Origin of the sequence: Aeromonas sp. s1(2024) (assembly GCF_040908005.1) — a bacterium.
GTDB lineage: Bacteria > Pseudomonadota > Gammaproteobacteria > Enterobacterales > Aeromonadaceae > Aeromonas > Aeromonas caviae.
In genome coordinates this window covers 33,128-48,351 of sequence record NZ_JBFOCW010000033.1, presented here as the reverse complement: position 1 = coordinate 48,351, position 15,224 = coordinate 33,128, and the positions used below count along the sequence as shown (strand labels likewise).

11 protein-coding genes are annotated in these 15,224 nt (G+C 64.1%); 6 read left to right on the top strand and 5 right to left on the bottom strand.

Annotated elements, in window-relative coordinates; genetic code table 11:
- The first annotated feature begins 75 nt into the window (after window positions 1-75).
- From typA to dtd, 3 genes are all read left to right on the top strand, one after another.
- Window positions 76-1,887, top strand: coding sequence for a translational GTPase TypA (gene typA / locus AB5Y70_RS08145; protein WP_042882265.1), 1,812 nt, complete (start codon window positions 76-78; stop codon window positions 1,885-1,887).
- Between the two features lie 177 nt (window positions 1,888-2,064).
- Window positions 2,065-2,937, top strand: a complete 873-nt coding sequence (locus AB5Y70_RS08140) for a virulence factor BrkB family protein (RefSeq protein WP_039039511.1) — start codon at window positions 2,065-2,067, stop codon at window positions 2,935-2,937.
- Between the two features lie 126 nt (window positions 2,938-3,063).
- Window positions 3,064-3,501, top strand: a complete 438-nt coding sequence (gene dtd / locus AB5Y70_RS08135) for a D-aminoacyl-tRNA deacylase (protein ID WP_039039510.1) — start codon at window positions 3,064-3,066, stop codon at window positions 3,499-3,501.
- Between the two features lie 66 nt (window positions 3,502-3,567).
- On the opposite strand, the gene AB5Y70_RS08130 is transcribed toward dtd, so the two are convergent.
- Window positions 3,568-4,248 (bottom strand): methyltransferase domain-containing protein, encoded by a 681-nt coding sequence (locus AB5Y70_RS08130; RefSeq protein WP_049636730.1) that lies wholly within the window; start codon window positions 4,246-4,248, stop codon window positions 3,568-3,570.
- A gap of 173 nt (window positions 4,249-4,421) precedes the next feature.
- On the opposite strand from AB5Y70_RS08130, the gene AB5Y70_RS08125 reads away from it, so the two are divergent.
- Window positions 4,422-5,330 carry a bifunctional GNAT family N-acetyltransferase/hotdog fold thioesterase gene (locus tag AB5Y70_RS08125; protein ID WP_010672532.1) on the top strand — a complete coding sequence of 303 codons (909 nt, stop codon included), beginning with the start codon at window positions 4,422-4,424 and terminating at the stop codon, window positions 5,328-5,330.
- Between the two features lie 46 nt (window positions 5,331-5,376).
- On the opposite strand, the gene AB5Y70_RS08120 is transcribed toward AB5Y70_RS08125, so the two are convergent.
- From AB5Y70_RS08120 to AB5Y70_RS08105, 4 genes are all read right to left on the bottom strand, one after another.
- Window positions 5,377-7,437, bottom strand: a complete 2,061-nt coding sequence (locus AB5Y70_RS08120; protein ID WP_049636710.1) for an AsmA-like C-terminal region-containing protein — start codon at window positions 7,435-7,437, stop codon at window positions 5,377-5,379.
- A 142-nt stretch (window positions 7,438-7,579) separates the two neighbouring features.
- Window positions 7,580-9,649: an ATP-dependent DNA helicase RecG gene (gene recG, locus AB5Y70_RS08115; protein WP_049636709.1), complete on the bottom strand. Its 2,070-nt coding sequence runs from the start codon at window positions 9,647-9,649 to the stop codon at window positions 7,580-7,582.
- A 176-nt stretch (window positions 9,650-9,825) separates the two neighbouring features.
- Window positions 9,826-11,175 carry a CDP-diacylglycerol--serine O-phosphatidyltransferase gene (gene pssA / locus AB5Y70_RS08110; RefSeq protein WP_049636708.1) on the bottom strand — a complete coding sequence of 450 codons (1,350 nt, stop codon included), beginning with the start codon at window positions 11,173-11,175 and terminating at the stop codon, window positions 9,826-9,828.
- Window positions 11,176-11,327: 152 nt separating this feature from the next.
- Entirely contained in the window at window positions 11,328-12,689 is a 1,362-nt protein-coding gene (locus AB5Y70_RS08105; protein WP_223931884.1) for a GntP family permease, read from the bottom strand.
- 165 nt (window positions 12,690-12,854) lie between these two features.
- Here AB5Y70_RS08105 and AB5Y70_RS08100 point away from each other — a divergent pair, with 165 nt between their 5' ends.
- Together AB5Y70_RS08100 and edd are read left to right on the top strand one after the other, a co-directional pair.
- Complete coding sequence (locus AB5Y70_RS08100) at window positions 12,855-13,364, top strand: gluconokinase (protein WP_039039504.1); 510 nt, start codon at window positions 12,855-12,857, stop codon at window positions 13,362-13,364.
- A gap of 60 nt (window positions 13,365-13,424) precedes the next feature.
- Window positions 13,425-15,221 (top strand): phosphogluconate dehydratase, encoded by a 1,797-nt coding sequence (gene edd, locus AB5Y70_RS08095; RefSeq protein ID WP_043153528.1) that lies wholly within the window; start codon window positions 13,425-13,427, stop codon window positions 15,219-15,221.
- Window positions 15,222-15,224 lie beyond the last annotated feature (3 nt).

Genomic DNA, 15,224 nt, shown 5'->3' with positions numbered 1-15,224 from the left:
TGCAATTCTGCTAGGCAGATCACAAAGGCGAGAGTACAATTAGCGCCCAATTTTACCCGGTGATTTGAGGCGAGAATGTTAGAGAATTTACGCAATATTGCGATTATTGCGCACGTTGACCACGGCAAAACGACTCTGGTTGATAAGCTGCTGCAGCAATCCGGCACTCTGGATCGCACCAGCGAAGGTCAGGAACGGATCATGGACTCCAATGATCTGGAACGGGAACGTGGCATCACCATTCTCGCCAAGAACACTGCGATCCGCTGGAACGACTACCGCATCAACATCGTGGATACTCCGGGTCACGCCGACTTCGGTGGTGAAGTTGAGCGCGTACTCTCCATGGTTGACTCCGTGCTGCTGCTGGTCGACGCCGTTGACGGCCCGATGCCGCAGACCCGTTTCGTGACCCAGAAGGCGTTCGCCCAGGGTCTGAAGCCCATCGTGGTCATCAACAAGATCGACCGTCCGGGTGCTCGTCCTGACTGGGTAATGGATCAGGTCTTCGATCTGTTCGACAACCTGGGTGCCACCGATGAGCAACTGGACTTCAAGGTTGTTTACGCCTCTGCACTGAACGGTTGGGCCACCCTGGATCAGGACGTCCCGTCCGAGAACATGGAACCCCTGTTCCAGGCCATCGTCGACAACGTGGAAGCCCCGAAGGGCGACGTTGACGGTGCCTTCCAGATGCAGATCTCCCAGCTGGACTACAACTCCTACGTGGGCGTCATCGGTATCGGCCGCATCACTCGTGGTCGCGTCAAGACCAACCAGCAGGTCACCATCGTCGGTGCCAACGGCAAACCGCGTACCGGCAAGGTAGGTCAGGTGCTGGGCTACCTGGGCCTGTCCCGTACCGAAGTGACCGACGCGCAAGCGGGCGACATCATCGCCATCACCGGTCTGGGCGAGCTGAAGATCTCCGACACCATCTGTGACAACAGTGCCGTCGAAGCCCTGCCGCCGCTCTCCGTTGACGAGCCGACCGTGAACATGACCTTCCAGGTCAACACCTCGCCGTTCGCCGGTAAAGAAGGCAAGTTCGTCACCTCCCGCAACATTCTGGAGCGTCTGAACCAGGAGCTGGTCCACAACGTGGCCCTGCGCGTGGAAGAGACCGAAGATCCGGACAAGTTCCGCGTCTCCGGCCGTGGTGAACTGCACCTCTCCATCCTGATCGAAAACATGCGTCGCGAAGGTTACGAACTGGCGGTATCCCGCCCGGAAGTAATCCTGCGTACCGTGAATGGCGAACTGCAAGAACCGTTCGAAACCGTCACTGTGGACGTGGAAGAAGCGCATCAGGGTTCCGTGATGGAGCAGCTCGGCCTGCGTAAAGGCGAGATGACCAACATGACCCCGGATGGCAAGGGTCGCGTCCGTCTGGACTTCATCATCCCGAGCCGTGGTCTGATCGGCTTCCAGACCGAGTTCCTGACCATGACCTCTGGTACCGGTCTGCTGTACCACACCTTCGACCACTACGGTCCGCACAAGGGTGGCAGCATCGGTGAGCGTCAGAACGGCGTGCTGATCTCCAACGCCACCGGCAAGGCCCTGACCTTCGCCCTGTTCGGTCTGCAAGATCGTGGTCGTCTGTTCATCGGTCACGCGACCGAAGTGTACGAAGGCCAGGTGATCGGGATCCACTCCCGCTCCAACGACCTGACCGTCAACTGCCTGAAAGGCAAGCAGCTGACCAACATGCGTGCCTCCGGTACCGACGAAGCCCAGGTGCTGACTCCGCCGATCCGCATGACCCTGGAGCAGGCTCTCGAGTTCATCGACAACGACGAGCTGGTGGAGATCACCCCCAAGGCCATCCGTATCCGTAAAAAGCTGCTGACCGAACTGGATCGCAAGCGCGCCGGTCGTGCTTGATCGATAGCTGTTCATCGACAGACCAAAGAGAGGCCTTAAGGCCTCTTTTTTTATGGGCTCGACATGAGGGCGCATGGGGTTTGAGCTCGATGGCGGCGCATCCGGCCGGTCTGCGGGTGGCCAAATGACCACCCTATCTGACACAATGTCTGCATGATCACGCTTACGAGAAACAAGATGCAGCAGCAGATCCGCGGCCGTCTGGCCCATGCACTCTCCTTCTTGCGCCACGATGGTGCCCACTTCGCCCAGTTTGTCTGGGGCCGCTTCCAGCAGGACAGATTGACGGTGACCGCCGGTTACCTGGCCTATGTCACCCTGCTCTCCCTGGTGCCCATGATAGCCGTGGTGTTCGGCATGATGTCGGCCTTTCCGGTGTTCCAGAGCCTGAAGCAGGCGATGGAGCAGTTCGTCTATCACAACTTCGTCCCCACCGCCGGCGAGATGCTCAAGGAGTACATCGACGGCTTCGTGGCCAACGCCACCAACACCACGGCCGTCGGTATCGGTGCCCTGATCGTGGTGGCCCTGATGCTCATCTCGGCCATCGACAAGAATCTCAACTACATCTGGCGGTCCACCCGAAGCCGGCCCTTGGCCCAGGCATTCGCCATGTATTGGATGATCCTGACCCTGGGCCCCGTGCTCATCGGTGCCAGCATCGCCATCTCCTCCTACATTCTCTCGCTCAGGTTGTTCGCGGCTGACAGCCTGTTCGGTATCGGCTATCTGCTGCTGCGCAGCCTGCCGTTCCTCTTCTCCGTGCTCACCTTCCTGCTGATCTATACCGTGGTGCCCAACTGCCGCGTGCGGCTGACCCACGCCTTCATCGGAGCCCTGGTGGCGGCCACCCTGTTCGAGCTGGCCAAGCGTGGCTTTGCCATCTACATCACCAACTTCCCCTCCTACCAGGCCATCTATGGCGCCCTGGCGACCATTCCCATCCTGTTCGTCTGGGTGTATCTGAGCTGGCTGGTGGTGTTGCTGGGGGCCGAGACCACCGCCTGCCTCGGGGAGTACGAGAAGCCCGGTGCAGAGGAGCTGGCCTGACGCCGGCCGGCCATCACACCGGATCCCGACACAAAGGCGTTGGCCCGGGCAGGGCATTTATTGGTAGCATCGACGACCGCTCATCCCGCAGGATGGGCGGTCGTGCTGTTTTGAGAGGAGAGGGATGTGATTGCACTGATTCAGCGGGTCAGCGAGGCCAGCGTAACGGTAGAGGGAGAGGTGACCGGGGCCATCGGCCAGGGGTTGCTGGTGCTGCTCGGGGTGGAGCAGGGGGATGACGAGGCCAAGGCCGACAAGCTGCTGCACAAGGTGAGCGGCTATCGCATCTTCTCTGACGAGAACGGCAAGATGAACCTCAACGTGAGTCAGGTGGGTGGCAGCCTGCTGGTGGTCTCCCAGTTCACCCTGGCGGCGGATACCGGCAAGGGGATGAGACCCAGCTTCTCCGGTGGCGCCCATCCCGCAGATGCCGAGCGACTCTATGAGTACTTCGTGGCCCGCGCCAGGGAGAGCGGCGTGCCGACCGAAACCGGCCGTTTTGCCGCCGACATGAAGGTCAGGCTGCTCAACGACGGCCCCGTCACCTTCTGGCTGCAGGTATAAGGGTGGCAGGCAGGGCAGGCCTCACCGGAGGGGCAGGACGCGATGCCTGCATACTTCGCAGGTTCTTCACCCTGCCGGTGCTCGCCCGCCCTGGCCATGCTGACGGGTCGCGTGCAGGATGACGTTGCGGTAGCCGGGCACGTCGTGGACGTGGGTCGGGCCTATCCACTCCTCTGCCAGTCGCAGAGCCTGTGCCTGTTCGAGCCGGGTGCGGGGCAGCAGATTGATGATTAGGGTTCCGCTCAGGCGGCTGGCCAGTGCCTGATAGAGCGGAGCCTGGAACAGCAGAAGGGGGTTGCCGTCCTGGCTGAACAAATCCAGCAGCACCAGATCGTAGATCTCCTGGCTCTGGTGCAGGAAGTGCAGCGCATCGGCGTGATGCAGCCGAGGCGAGCCCCCTGACGAGGGGAGGAAGAACTGCTGGAACAGGGTGAGGATCTCGGCATCCAGATCCACGCAGTCGTGGTGGGCATCGGGCCAGCGTGCCGCCAGGTGACGGGTGAGATCCCCTCCGCCCAACCCCAGCTCCAGGATCCGGTTTGCCTGCTTTGGCAACTGCTCCGCGATGCTCCGTTGATGAGGCAGACAGAGGCGTGCCGGCTGGTGGAGGCTCATGGCGGATTGCACCACGCCGTCCATTTCCAGCCAGCGATGACGGGCATTTTCAAGCACCGAAACGCGGCGTTCGGGTTTGGCACTGAGGTGCAATAAGTGATCGGCTTGGTACGCTTGCAGATTGAAGTCCATGAATTTGCACGGCAAGATGGCTTTCGACCAGTGTAACTCAAGGATGTTGTTATGTACCGGGTGGTCACCCCCCAAACGGCAGCCGAGCTGGATACCTACTACAGGCTGCGCCGGGAGAAATGGTTGCGTCAGTCCTTCCATCTGCCAGTCGGCGCACACTCAAGGATCGCTTTATGTACCGGGTAGTCACCCCAGAAACACCAGCGGAGCTGGATGCTTACTATCAGTTGCGCTGGGAACTACTGCGCAAACCCTTCAATCTGCCCCTTGGCTCCGAGCGTGACGAGTACGATACCGTTGCCATTCACCGGCTGATGCTCTCACCCGACGGAACGCCCATCGCCGTGGGTCGCCTCTTTGTGGGCGGCGATGAAGCCCAGATCCGCTTTATGGCGCTGCGACCCGAATTTCGCGGCCAGGGGCTGGGCGCCCGCATGGTGGAAGATCTCGAGCAGCTTGCCCGCGACGAGAAGGTGAAACGGCTGGTGATGAACGCCCGCCAGGAGGCGGTGGAGTTCTATCGCCGCTGCGGCTTCCTCGAGGTAGGGGAAGGCCCCGTCTCCTTCGGCCGCATCCCTCACCGCCAGATGATCAAGTCCCTGAGTCCCATGCAGACCATCCAGTACCGTCCGGAGTGGTGCCAGGATCTCACCACCCGCTGGTCGCGGGGTATTCCAATCAGCGAGAAGATGGGGGTGCACATCACCCACTACGATGGCCAGACCTTCCACCTCAAGGCCAACCTGGCGGCCAATCTCAACGTCCACGACACCATGTTCGCCGGCAGCATTTACAGCCAGTGCGTGCTGGCGGGCTGGGGTCTCATCTGGTTGCAGCTCAAGGAGGCAGGGCTGGGAGGGGATACCGTGCTGGCCGAGGGCAACATCAAGTATTACCGGCCGGTGAGCGAAGAGCCGGAGGCGCGGGTGGCCCGGGAGGGCATGCCCGCCGTGCTCGAGCCGCTGAGGGGCGGAGAGTCCGCCAAATTCAGCCTGCGGGTGCAGTTGTTCAGCGGCCGCAAGCTGGCGGTGGAGTTTGTCGGTCAGTATGTGGTGCTGCCCATCAAGCGCGGCGCACGCTGATCCCTGATGTTCACAGCAACAAGGCCTCTTCGCGAGGCCTTGTTCGTTATTGGGCGGCCGGTGGCCGTGGGCGCCAGAGCGGGCCGCTTCGTCCCTGGGCGGGGTAGTGCACACCCGCCTCCCAGCCACAGGCGTCCTGTCCCGTGGGGAAACTCCAGCCCAGGTCGGGCGCATTGAGGGGGCCGCGCCAGCGGGCGAGCAGCTCGGCGCAGCGTCCCTTGTTCAGGACCCCGAGGTCGAGCTGCCACTGATCTGCGGCCAGGTCGACACCCCCTTGCAGTGCCAGCAGGTGGGTGATGGTGGAGGCACCGCCTTGCTCGATCCGCACCTTGCCCTGCTCCGCCCTGGCATCCAGCCTGATCTGATAGAAGGGGGTGTCTCCGCGTTGCATCGCCTGCCACAGCGTCTGCGGTGTCAGATCGGGGGGGGTCTGCTCCCTGAACCAGTCATCCAGCAGGGGGTCGATGCCGACCTTGTCCCAGAAGGGATCCTTGCTCTCCAGGCTCAGGCTGCCCTGAAGGGTCCGGCGCCAGTTGGCCGTCTGCTCGCCGGGTTGCCCGTTGAGGTCGGCCTGCAGATCTGCCGCCAGATCCACCTTGCCCGCGAAGGAGACGGGGGAGTGCAGCAACTTGCCCCACTGCTCCAGATCCAGCTGCTTGCCCTGCAACTGCATACGGCTCTCCTGCCCGGGCGTTCTGCCCCACTGGCCGCTCAGGTTGAGGGAGCCCTCGTCGGGCAGGGAGGTGGCGAGGGTATTGAGCTGCCAGGAGCTGGGGGTCAGCTCGCCATCCAGGGTGCCGTTGCGGGCACTGAGACCGTCCCACACCAGCTCGAACCACTTGCTCTCGATGCGGGCTCGCCCCAGCAGGGGGCCTGGCTGGTTGCCCCGCAGGGCGAGATCGTTCAGGTAGAGTTGCCAGCCGGTCAGGGAGAGGGGCAGGGTGTCGTCGAAAGAGAGCACCTTGAGCTTGTCGAAGGCCAGTTTGCGGATGTCGATCTGTTGCGGGCGCCAGCCCTGCCAATCCTGCCACCACCCCTGGGGCAAACTGATGTCCATGCCGCTCAGGGCCAGATCCTTCAGGGTGAGCTTCTGCTGCTGGGTGTCGAGAGCCAGCTCGACGTTGAACTCCCCTTCGTATGCCTTGCCTCGCAGCTCGGCATCCAGCTGCCGGGGGGAGAAGGCGAGCTTGCCCTCGACGGCCTCAAGCTGGAACAAGCCGCGGCCCATGTCGCCCAGGGTGCCCGCCAGATAGCCGCTGGGCTGGCTGCCCGCCTGCCAGTCGAAGGCGGTGAGCTGGCCGTTGAAGTTGTTGAGGGAGAGCTCCTGATCGATGGCATTGATGCTCACCTGGGCAAGCTGACCCCTGTCCAGGGTGATGCGGCGCAGGGGGAACTCGCCAGTGGGGATGTCACCAAGCTCGAGGCGCATGGCGCGGGCCTTGAGATCGTGCAGTTGCAGGCTGCGCTCTGGCCAGTTCAGCACCATGCCGGTCTCGAGCAGGCCGTCGAACAGGTTGGTGGCCAGTCTGTCGGTGCTGAGCACCTGCCCCTCCAGCCGCCCCTTGAGGCTGAGACGGGCCAGGGTGAACATGGGGGTCTCCAGCTGGTTGATGCCCAGGGTGAGGTTGGCCTGGGGCTGGCGTCTTGGGTCGATCAGTTCCCAGTCACTCAGGGACGCACTGAGGCCGCGCAGGGTCAGGGCCTCGCTCTGCAGGCTCAGGTTGTCGATGGTGCTGTCGCTGATGGTGAGGGAGTGAACCGGCAGGCTTGGCAACTGGTTGGGCAGCGGCAGCTTGATGGCCGGGCGGATGAGGTCGAGATGGGCGATGCGCACGTCCCGGTTCAGCCAGTCGATGCTCTCTATCTCGAGATAGATCTTGTCGAGGGTCACGGCGTTGCCGTAACTCACCTGCTCCGCCAGCAGGGTGTAGGGGTGGAGCGGGTTGAACACCAGCCGGCCTATGGTGACAGGCACGCCGGTCTGCTGGCTGAGCCAGCCGGCGATGGGCCCCTTGGCCCGCTCGGCATCGAACAGGCCGAGCCCGACCCAGACAAAGAGTAACAGGAAGGCAAGGGTGTAGAGCAGGCCGCGCAGCCAGGAATTCATCAGTGCTTTCCTCCTGTTTCTGTTGCTTGGTCAGGCATTGGAGTAGTGATCCCGCAGACCGAGCCAGCGCCGTATCAAGGGTTCGACATGGTTTGGGTGCCTATCCATCAGGCAATGTGACCATCTTCTGCATCTGCCTTGGTCAAGCATTCGAGTAGTGATCCCGCAGGCCGAGCCAGCGCCGTATCAAGGGTTCGACATGGTTTGGGTGGCGGTCCATCAAGAAGCGCGCCATCTTCTGCACCTGCGGGATGAGCGGCTGATCCCGCACCAGATCGGCGATCTTGAGATCGGCCAGGCCGGTCTGGCGGGTGCCGAGCAGCTCGCCCGGGCCGCGCAGCTCCAGATCCCGCTGGGCGATGAGGAAGCCGTCGTTGGTCTCCCGCAGCACCCCGAGCCGGCTCTGGGCCGTCTTGGACAAGGGGGCATGATAGAGCAGCACGCAGTGGGAGGCCACCGACCCCCGCCCGACCCGGCCGCGCAGCTGGTGCAACTGGGCCAGCCCCAGTCGCTCCGGGTTTTCGATGATCATCAGGCTGGCATTGGGCACATCCACCCCCACCTCGATGACGGTGGTGGCGACCAGCAGTTGCAGTATGCCCGCCTTGAACTCCTCCATCACCCGTTGTTTCTCGACGGGGCGCATCCGGCCGTGTACCAGGCCGATGTGCAGGCCGGGCAGCAGGGTTTGCAGCTCGGCGGCAGTGTCTTCGGCGGCCTGGCACTCCAGCACCTCCGACTCCTCGATCAGGGTGCAGACCCAGTAGGCCTGCTTGCCCTCCTCGCAGGCGAGCCTCACCCGCTCGATCACGTCCTGGCGGCGACTGTCCGGCAGGGCGACCGTGGTAATGGGAGTGCGGCCCGGCGGCAGCTCGTCGATGATGGAGGTGTCGAGGTCGGCATAGGCGGTCATCGCCAGGGTGCGGGGGATGGGGGTGGCGGTCATGATGAGCTGGTGGGGATGCACCCCTTCCCGCTCTCCTTTTTCTCGCAGGGCGAGGCGCTGATGCACGCCGAATCTGTGCTGTTCGTCGATGATGACCAGGGCTAGGCGCTGGAACACCACCTGCTCCTGGAAGATGGCGTGGGTGCCCACCACCATCTTGACGCTGCCGTCCGCGATGGCGGCCAGCGCCTCTTCCCGCGCCTTGCCCTTCTGCTTGCCCGCCAGCCAGCCCACCTTGATGCCGAGCGGCTCCAGCCACCTGGCGAAGTTGATGGCGTGCTGTTCGGCCAGCAGCTCGGTCGGGGCCATCAGCCCCACCTGGCAGCCGTTGCCGATGGCCTGCAGGGCGGCCAGCGCCGCGACCAGCGTTTTACCTGAGCCCACGTCCCCCTGGACCAGCCGCATCATGGGGTGGCTCTGCTGCAGATCCCGGCCGATCTCCGCCACCACCCGGCTCTGGGCGCCGGTGGGGGTGAACGGCAGGGCGCCGAGCAGCTGCCGGACCAGCTCGGGAGCTGGTTTGAGGGCACGGGCCAGCTGGGTCTGTGCCTGGGCGCGCACCTTCAAGACCGAGAGGTTGTGGGCCAGCAGCTCTTCCAGTACCAGCCGCTGCTGTGCCGGGTGCTGGCCGCTCTCGAGCAGGGCCAGCGCCACCGAGGGGGGCGGGCGGTGCAGCAGCTTCAGGGCGGCGGCAAGATCGATCTGCTGGGGATAGAGGCCGGCAGGCAGCAGCTCCTCGACCCCGTAGAGGTCGAGCTGGGCCAGGGCCTGATCGGTGAGGCTGCGCAGGGTGAGCTGGCGCAGCCCCTCTGTGGTGGGGTAGACGGGGGTGAGGGCCTCTTCGGTCTGGCCGGCCTGCTCCTCGCCGAGCAGCTTGTACTCGGGGTGGGCCATCTCCAGGCCGTACTTGCCGGGACGGGTCTCGCCGAAGCAGCGGATAAGGCGGCCCTGGGCCAGGCTGTTTTTCTGGGCAGCGGTGAAATTGAAGAAGCGCAGGGTCAGGCTGCCGGTGCCGTCGCTGATACGGCACACCAGCATGCGGCGGCGCCCCATCACCAGCTGGGTGTCCTGGATCTCGCCCTCGACGGCACCGTGCAGGCCGGGCGGCAGATCGCCGATGGGCCACACCTGGGTGCGGTCCTCGTAGCGCAGGGGGAGGTGGAACAGCAGGTCCTGTACCGTGGCCAGCCCCAGCCGCTCGAGTTTCTCCAGCATCTTGCTGCCGACACCCTTGAGGCTGTCGAGGGAGATTTTATCCAATTTCATCAATTAGATGCCCGAAAACACTGTAAATATGTCCAGATGATAGGGGTTGTTGCGGCCTCGATGCAAGCCGCGTTGTGCCGTTCCGGGCTGGTGGGCAAGGGAGCGGGGGGAGGGTCATCCATGAAAAAGGCCTGCCGGAAACGGCAGGCCTTTTCACTGACGGGGCGCCCTGGCGGTCAGAGGATGCGCTTGAGCAGGAGGTGAGCCTTGACCCTGTGGATCCGGGCCAGCAGCTTGCGCACCTGATCCGGGTAATCCTTGATCTGCTCTATCTGGTCGAAGTGACTGATGCGGCGGGTGTGGGCCAGGATGTTCTCCCGCTCCGCACTGAACTGCTCGCGCAGGTGATGGTGCTGGTCGTGTACCAGCAGGCCGTTCTCCAGATCCAGCGCCCAGGCTCGGGGATTGAGGTTGTTGCCGGTGAGCAGGGCCCACTCCTCATCCACGAAGATCCCCTTGAGGTGATAGGAGTTCTTCTCGCAGCACCAGAGCATGAGGTTGAGCCGGCCGTTGTCGATGTGGTGCTGGTTGCGCTCGGCAAACTTGCGCAGGTTGGTCTCGTAGAGATAGGGCAGACCGCCGATGGTGGAGAACTTCTCCTCCGGGGGGATGAAGAAGTCGTTGGCGGTCTTGTCGCCCACGACGATGGTCACCTTGCAGCCGCGTTTGAGCAGCGCCTCCACGTCCTTGTTCAACTCCTTGGGGGGGTTGAAGTAGGGGGTGCAGATGAAGATCTCCCGCTCGGTGGCCCGCACCAGGTTGCGGATCATCCGGTTGAGCTGGTTGCCCCGCTTGCCCAGGCCCACCATGGGGGTCACGGCGATCTCCCGATCGTTGGGCTGGATGCTCTCGAAGCGGTACTGGCAGAGGCGCAGGCGCTGCTTGAAGCGGCGGATCGGTCCCTTGAGCTGCTTGGCGCCGGGGATGCCGGTGCGATCCAGTCGCTGGACGGCCTCGCTGCCGAGGAAGACGTCATCCACGTAGTTGACCATGCTGCGGGTCAGTGCCGGGCTGTGGATCTGGTGATAGCGATCGAAGCGGTAGCGCTCCTGCTGGTGCAGGTAGATGTCGTTGAGGCTGGCGCCGGAGTAAAGCAGGGTGTCGTCGAAGATGAAGCCCTTGAGGTGCAGCACCCCGAGCAGCTCGCGGCCCTTGACCGGCACGCCGTAGATCTCGATCTGGTGTTGGTGGCTGGCGGCCATGGCCTGGTACATCAGGTGGTTGCCCCCCTGCTTGCCCTTGCCGATCAGGCCGCGCTGGGCGCGGTGGAAGTCGACGAACACCTTGATGTCGAGAGAGGGATTGCGCTGCTTGGCGGCATAGAGGGCGGAGAGGATCTCCCGTCCCGCCTCGTCATCCTGCAGATAGAGCGCGATCAGATAGATGCGCTGGGTCGCATGGGCGATGAGCGACAGGATCCGGCTCTTGAAGTCCTTGGCGCTGTTGAGCACTTCAAACTGGTCTGCGGCGACGGCGATCTGGGGTAAGCGGGTCAGCAACTGTCGATAATGTGCCGATGAATGCATAGAGAAGCCTGAAATCACGGGATGAAGCGTTCCACTCGGGGCGAAGAATAGGCAATTCTAGCAATCTGTGGCGATGGGCCCAAGCAAGAATCCGTAAAAAGTCGGTGCAATATCACATCGGGGCCGACGGATGCGGCCCCGATGTGTTTCCGTCAGAGGATGGCGCTGGCCGTGGCCACGATGAGGAAGGCGATGGTGCCGAGCAGGGTCTCCATCACGGTCCAGGTCTTGAGGGTGGTCTTCTCGTCCATGTTGAGGAAGCGGCTGACCAGCCAGAAGCCGGAGTCATTGAAGTGGGAGAGCACGGTGGCGCCCCCGGCGATGGCGATGACGATGAAGGTCAGGTCCAGCTCGCTCAGGCCGGTGGTGGCGGCCACGGTCGGCGCCATCAGGGCGGCGGTGGTGGTCAGGGCCACGGTGGCGGAACCCTGGGCAACCCGCAGCGCGGCGGATACCAGGAAGGCCGCGAGGATCACCGGCATGCCGGTATCGGAGAGCACGTCGGCCAGCGCGGTGCCGATGCCGCTCGCCCGCAATACGCCGCCGAACATGCCGCCAGCACCGGTGACCAGGATGACGGCGCAGACCGGGGCCAGGGCGTCGTTGCAGAACTTCTCGAGCTGCACCTTGCCCTGGCTCTGGCGGAACATCCAGAGGGCGTACAGCACAGTGATGAGCAGGGCGACCGGGGTCTTGCCGACCATGCGCAGCACGTTGACCCAGTCCGCACCCTTGTCGATGACGCCCATGACGCCCAGGGTATTGAGGCCGGTATCCATGAAGATGAGCACCAGCGGCAGCAGCAGGATGGAGATCACCTGGCCGAAGCTCGGCGCCTTGTCGGAGAGCTGCTCGGCGCTGGCAGTGAAGCTCGGGGGCAGGGGCAGCTCAAACTTCTTGCCGGACCAGAGCCCGAACAGGTAGGCACCCAGATACCAGGTGGGCAGCGCGACCAGCAGGCCCACGATGGTGAGCAGACCGATGTTGGCACCCAGCAGCTCGCTGGCGGCCACCGGGCCCGGGTGGGGCGGCAGGAAGGCGTGCATCACCGCAAAGGCGCCGGCGGAGGGCAGGGCATACTTGAGGACGGAGCCGCCGAACTGCTTCGCCACGCTGAAGATGATGGGCAGCATGACGATGAGGCCGGCGTCGAAGAAGATCGGGAAGCCGAACAGCAGGGAGGCCACACCCAGTGCGAAGGGGGCGCGGTGGGAGCCGAAGCGGTTGATCAGGGTATCGGCCAGTACCTTGGCGCCCCCCGTCATCTCCAGGATCCGGCCTATCATGGCACCGAGGCCGACCAGCAGCGCGACCGAGGCCAGGGTGCCGCCGAAACCGGTCAGCATGGTGGGGATCACCTGGTCATAGGTGACCCCGGTGGCCAGGGCCGTCAGCATGCTGACCAGGGTCAATGCCACGAAGGCATGTACCTTGAATCGCATGATCAGCACCAGCAACATGACAATGGCTCCGCCCGCTACCGAGAGCAGATAGGCGACATCGGGTGTGTTCATTGCTCCGTCCATAAAATTGTCCTCAAATGGTTCTAGTTGTTGTTCTGCACATTTCTGTGCTGCACTTCACATTGCGAAACGTTACCGGTAACATGTTACCGGTAACGTGGTAGCTTAGAACCCATCAGGCGAACGTTTTTTGAAAAGTGAGAGAGAGGTCAAATAATGGCGGGCAAGTGCATTATCGTGATGGGTGTGTGTGGCAGCGGCAAGTCCAGCATCGGCCTCAAGGTGGCCAATGCCCTGGGGGCCAAGTTCATCGACGGCGATGATCTGCATCCTCGCGCGAACATCCAGAAGATGGCGGCGGGCAACCCGCTCAACGACGAAGACAGGGCCCCCTGGCTGGAGCGGATCCGCGATGCGGCCTACAGCCTGGAGCGCAAGAACGAGCTCGGCGTCATCGTCTGCTCGGCCCTCAAGAAGCAGTACCGCGACCAGATCCGCGAGGGCAACGACTCGGTGAGTTTCCTGTTTCTGGATGGCAGCCAGTCCCTCATTCTCGAACGGATGCGGGCACGGCAGGGCCACTTCATGCGCGAAGCCATGGTACAAAGCCAGTTTGATACCCTGGAGCGACCGGATGGCGAGCCCGGCGTGTTTCGCATCGATATCGACGGGACCTTCGAACAGGTGGTCGACCGTGCCGTCACCGCGCTGACGCAGGCGCAATGAGCCATGTCGCGCGCCCGGCTGCGGCCGACCGCGCCCGTATATAGAGTTGGAGAGAAAGCTATGACCCATCCCGTGATCACCCAGGTGACCAACCGAATCCGCGAGCGCAGCACCGCCCGCCGTGCCCGCTTCCTGGCCCGCATCCAGCGCCAGGCCGATCAGGGCAAGACCCGCGCCTCCCTCTCCTGCGGCAACCTGGCCCACGCCGTGGCCGCCTCGAGCTGTGACGAGAAGGGGCGGATCCTCGACATGACCCGCGCCAACGTGGCCATCGTCACCGCCTACAACGACATGCTGAGTGCCCATCAGCCCTATCAGGGCTATCCGGACATCATCAAAGGCGCCTTGGCCGAGCTCGGCCACAGCGCCCAGGTCGCCGGCGGCGTGCCCGCCATGTGCGACGGCGTGACCCAGGGTCAGCCGGGGATGGACATGTCCCTCTTCTCCCGGGACCTCATCGCCCAGGCCACCGCGGTCTCCCTCTCCCATAACACCTTCGACGCCACCCTGCTGCTCGGCATCTGCGACAAGATTGCCCCGGGCCAGATCATGGGGGCGCTTTCCCACGCCCACCTGCCCACCGCCTTCGTGCCTGCCGGCCCGATGGCGAGCGGCATCAGCAACGACGAGAAGGTGAAGGTGCGCCAGCAGTACGCTGCCGGTGAAGTGGGCCGCGACGCCCTGCTCAAGATGGAGTGCGGCGCCTACCACGCGGCGGGCACCTGCACCTTCTACGGCACCGCCAACACCAACCAGCTGGTGTTCGAGGCCATGGGCCTGATGCTGCCGGGCTCCGCCTTCGTGCATCCGCACAGCGAGCTGCGCCACGCCCTCACCGAGGAAGCGGCCCGCCGCATCAGCGCCATGATCCCGGGCTCCCCGGCCTATCGCCCCCTGAGTGCGGTGATCGACGAGCGCGCCCTGGTCAACGGCCTGGTGGCCCTGCTCGCCTCCGGCGGCAGCACCAACCACAGCATCCACATGGTGGCGCTGGCCCGTGCCGCCGGGCTGGAGCTGACCTGGGACGACCTGAGCGATCTCTCCGACGTGGTGCCGCTCCTGGTGCGCATGTACCCGAACGGCCCGGCGGACGTCAACGCCTTCGAGCAGGCGGGGGGCGTGCCCGGCCTGATGCGTCGTCTGGCCGAAGAAGGGCTGATCCACATGGATGCCACCCCGGTCTTCGGCGAGATGCAGGACTACCTCAGCCGTCCGGCACTGGTGGATGGCAAGCTGGTGTGGCAACCGGTGGGCGAGAGCGGGGATCCGAGCGTGCTCTCCCCCTCTGGCAGCGAGTTCCAGGCCACCGGCGGCACCAAGCTGCTGGCGGGCAACCTGGGCCGCGCCGTGGTCAAGGTTTCCGCCGTCGCGCCCGAGTATCGGGTCATCGAGGCCCCGGCCCGGGTCTTCTCCTCCCAGCATGCGGTGGAGGCGGCCTACAAGGCCGGTGAGTTGAACCAGGACGCCGTCATCGTGGTGCGCCACAACGGCCCGGCCGCCAACGGCATGCCGGAGCTGCACAAGCTGATGCCGGTGCTTGGCAACCTGCAGAAGGCGGGTCACAAGGTGGCCCTGGTCACCGACGGCCGCCTCTCCGGTGCCTCCGGCAAGATCCCGGCCGCCATCCACGTCACCCCGGAAGCGCTGCACGGCGGGGCCATCGGCCTGCTCGCCGATGGCGACCTGCTGCGGGTGGATGCCGAGTCTGGCCGCCTCGACTGCCTGACCGATTTGAGCGGCCGTACCCAGGCCGAGATCGACCTCACCCTGGAACAAGAGGGGTGGGGCCGTGAACTGTTCAGCGTGATGCGTCGCGCGGTATCGAGCGCCGAGTGCGGCGCCACCATCTTTGACTAAGGA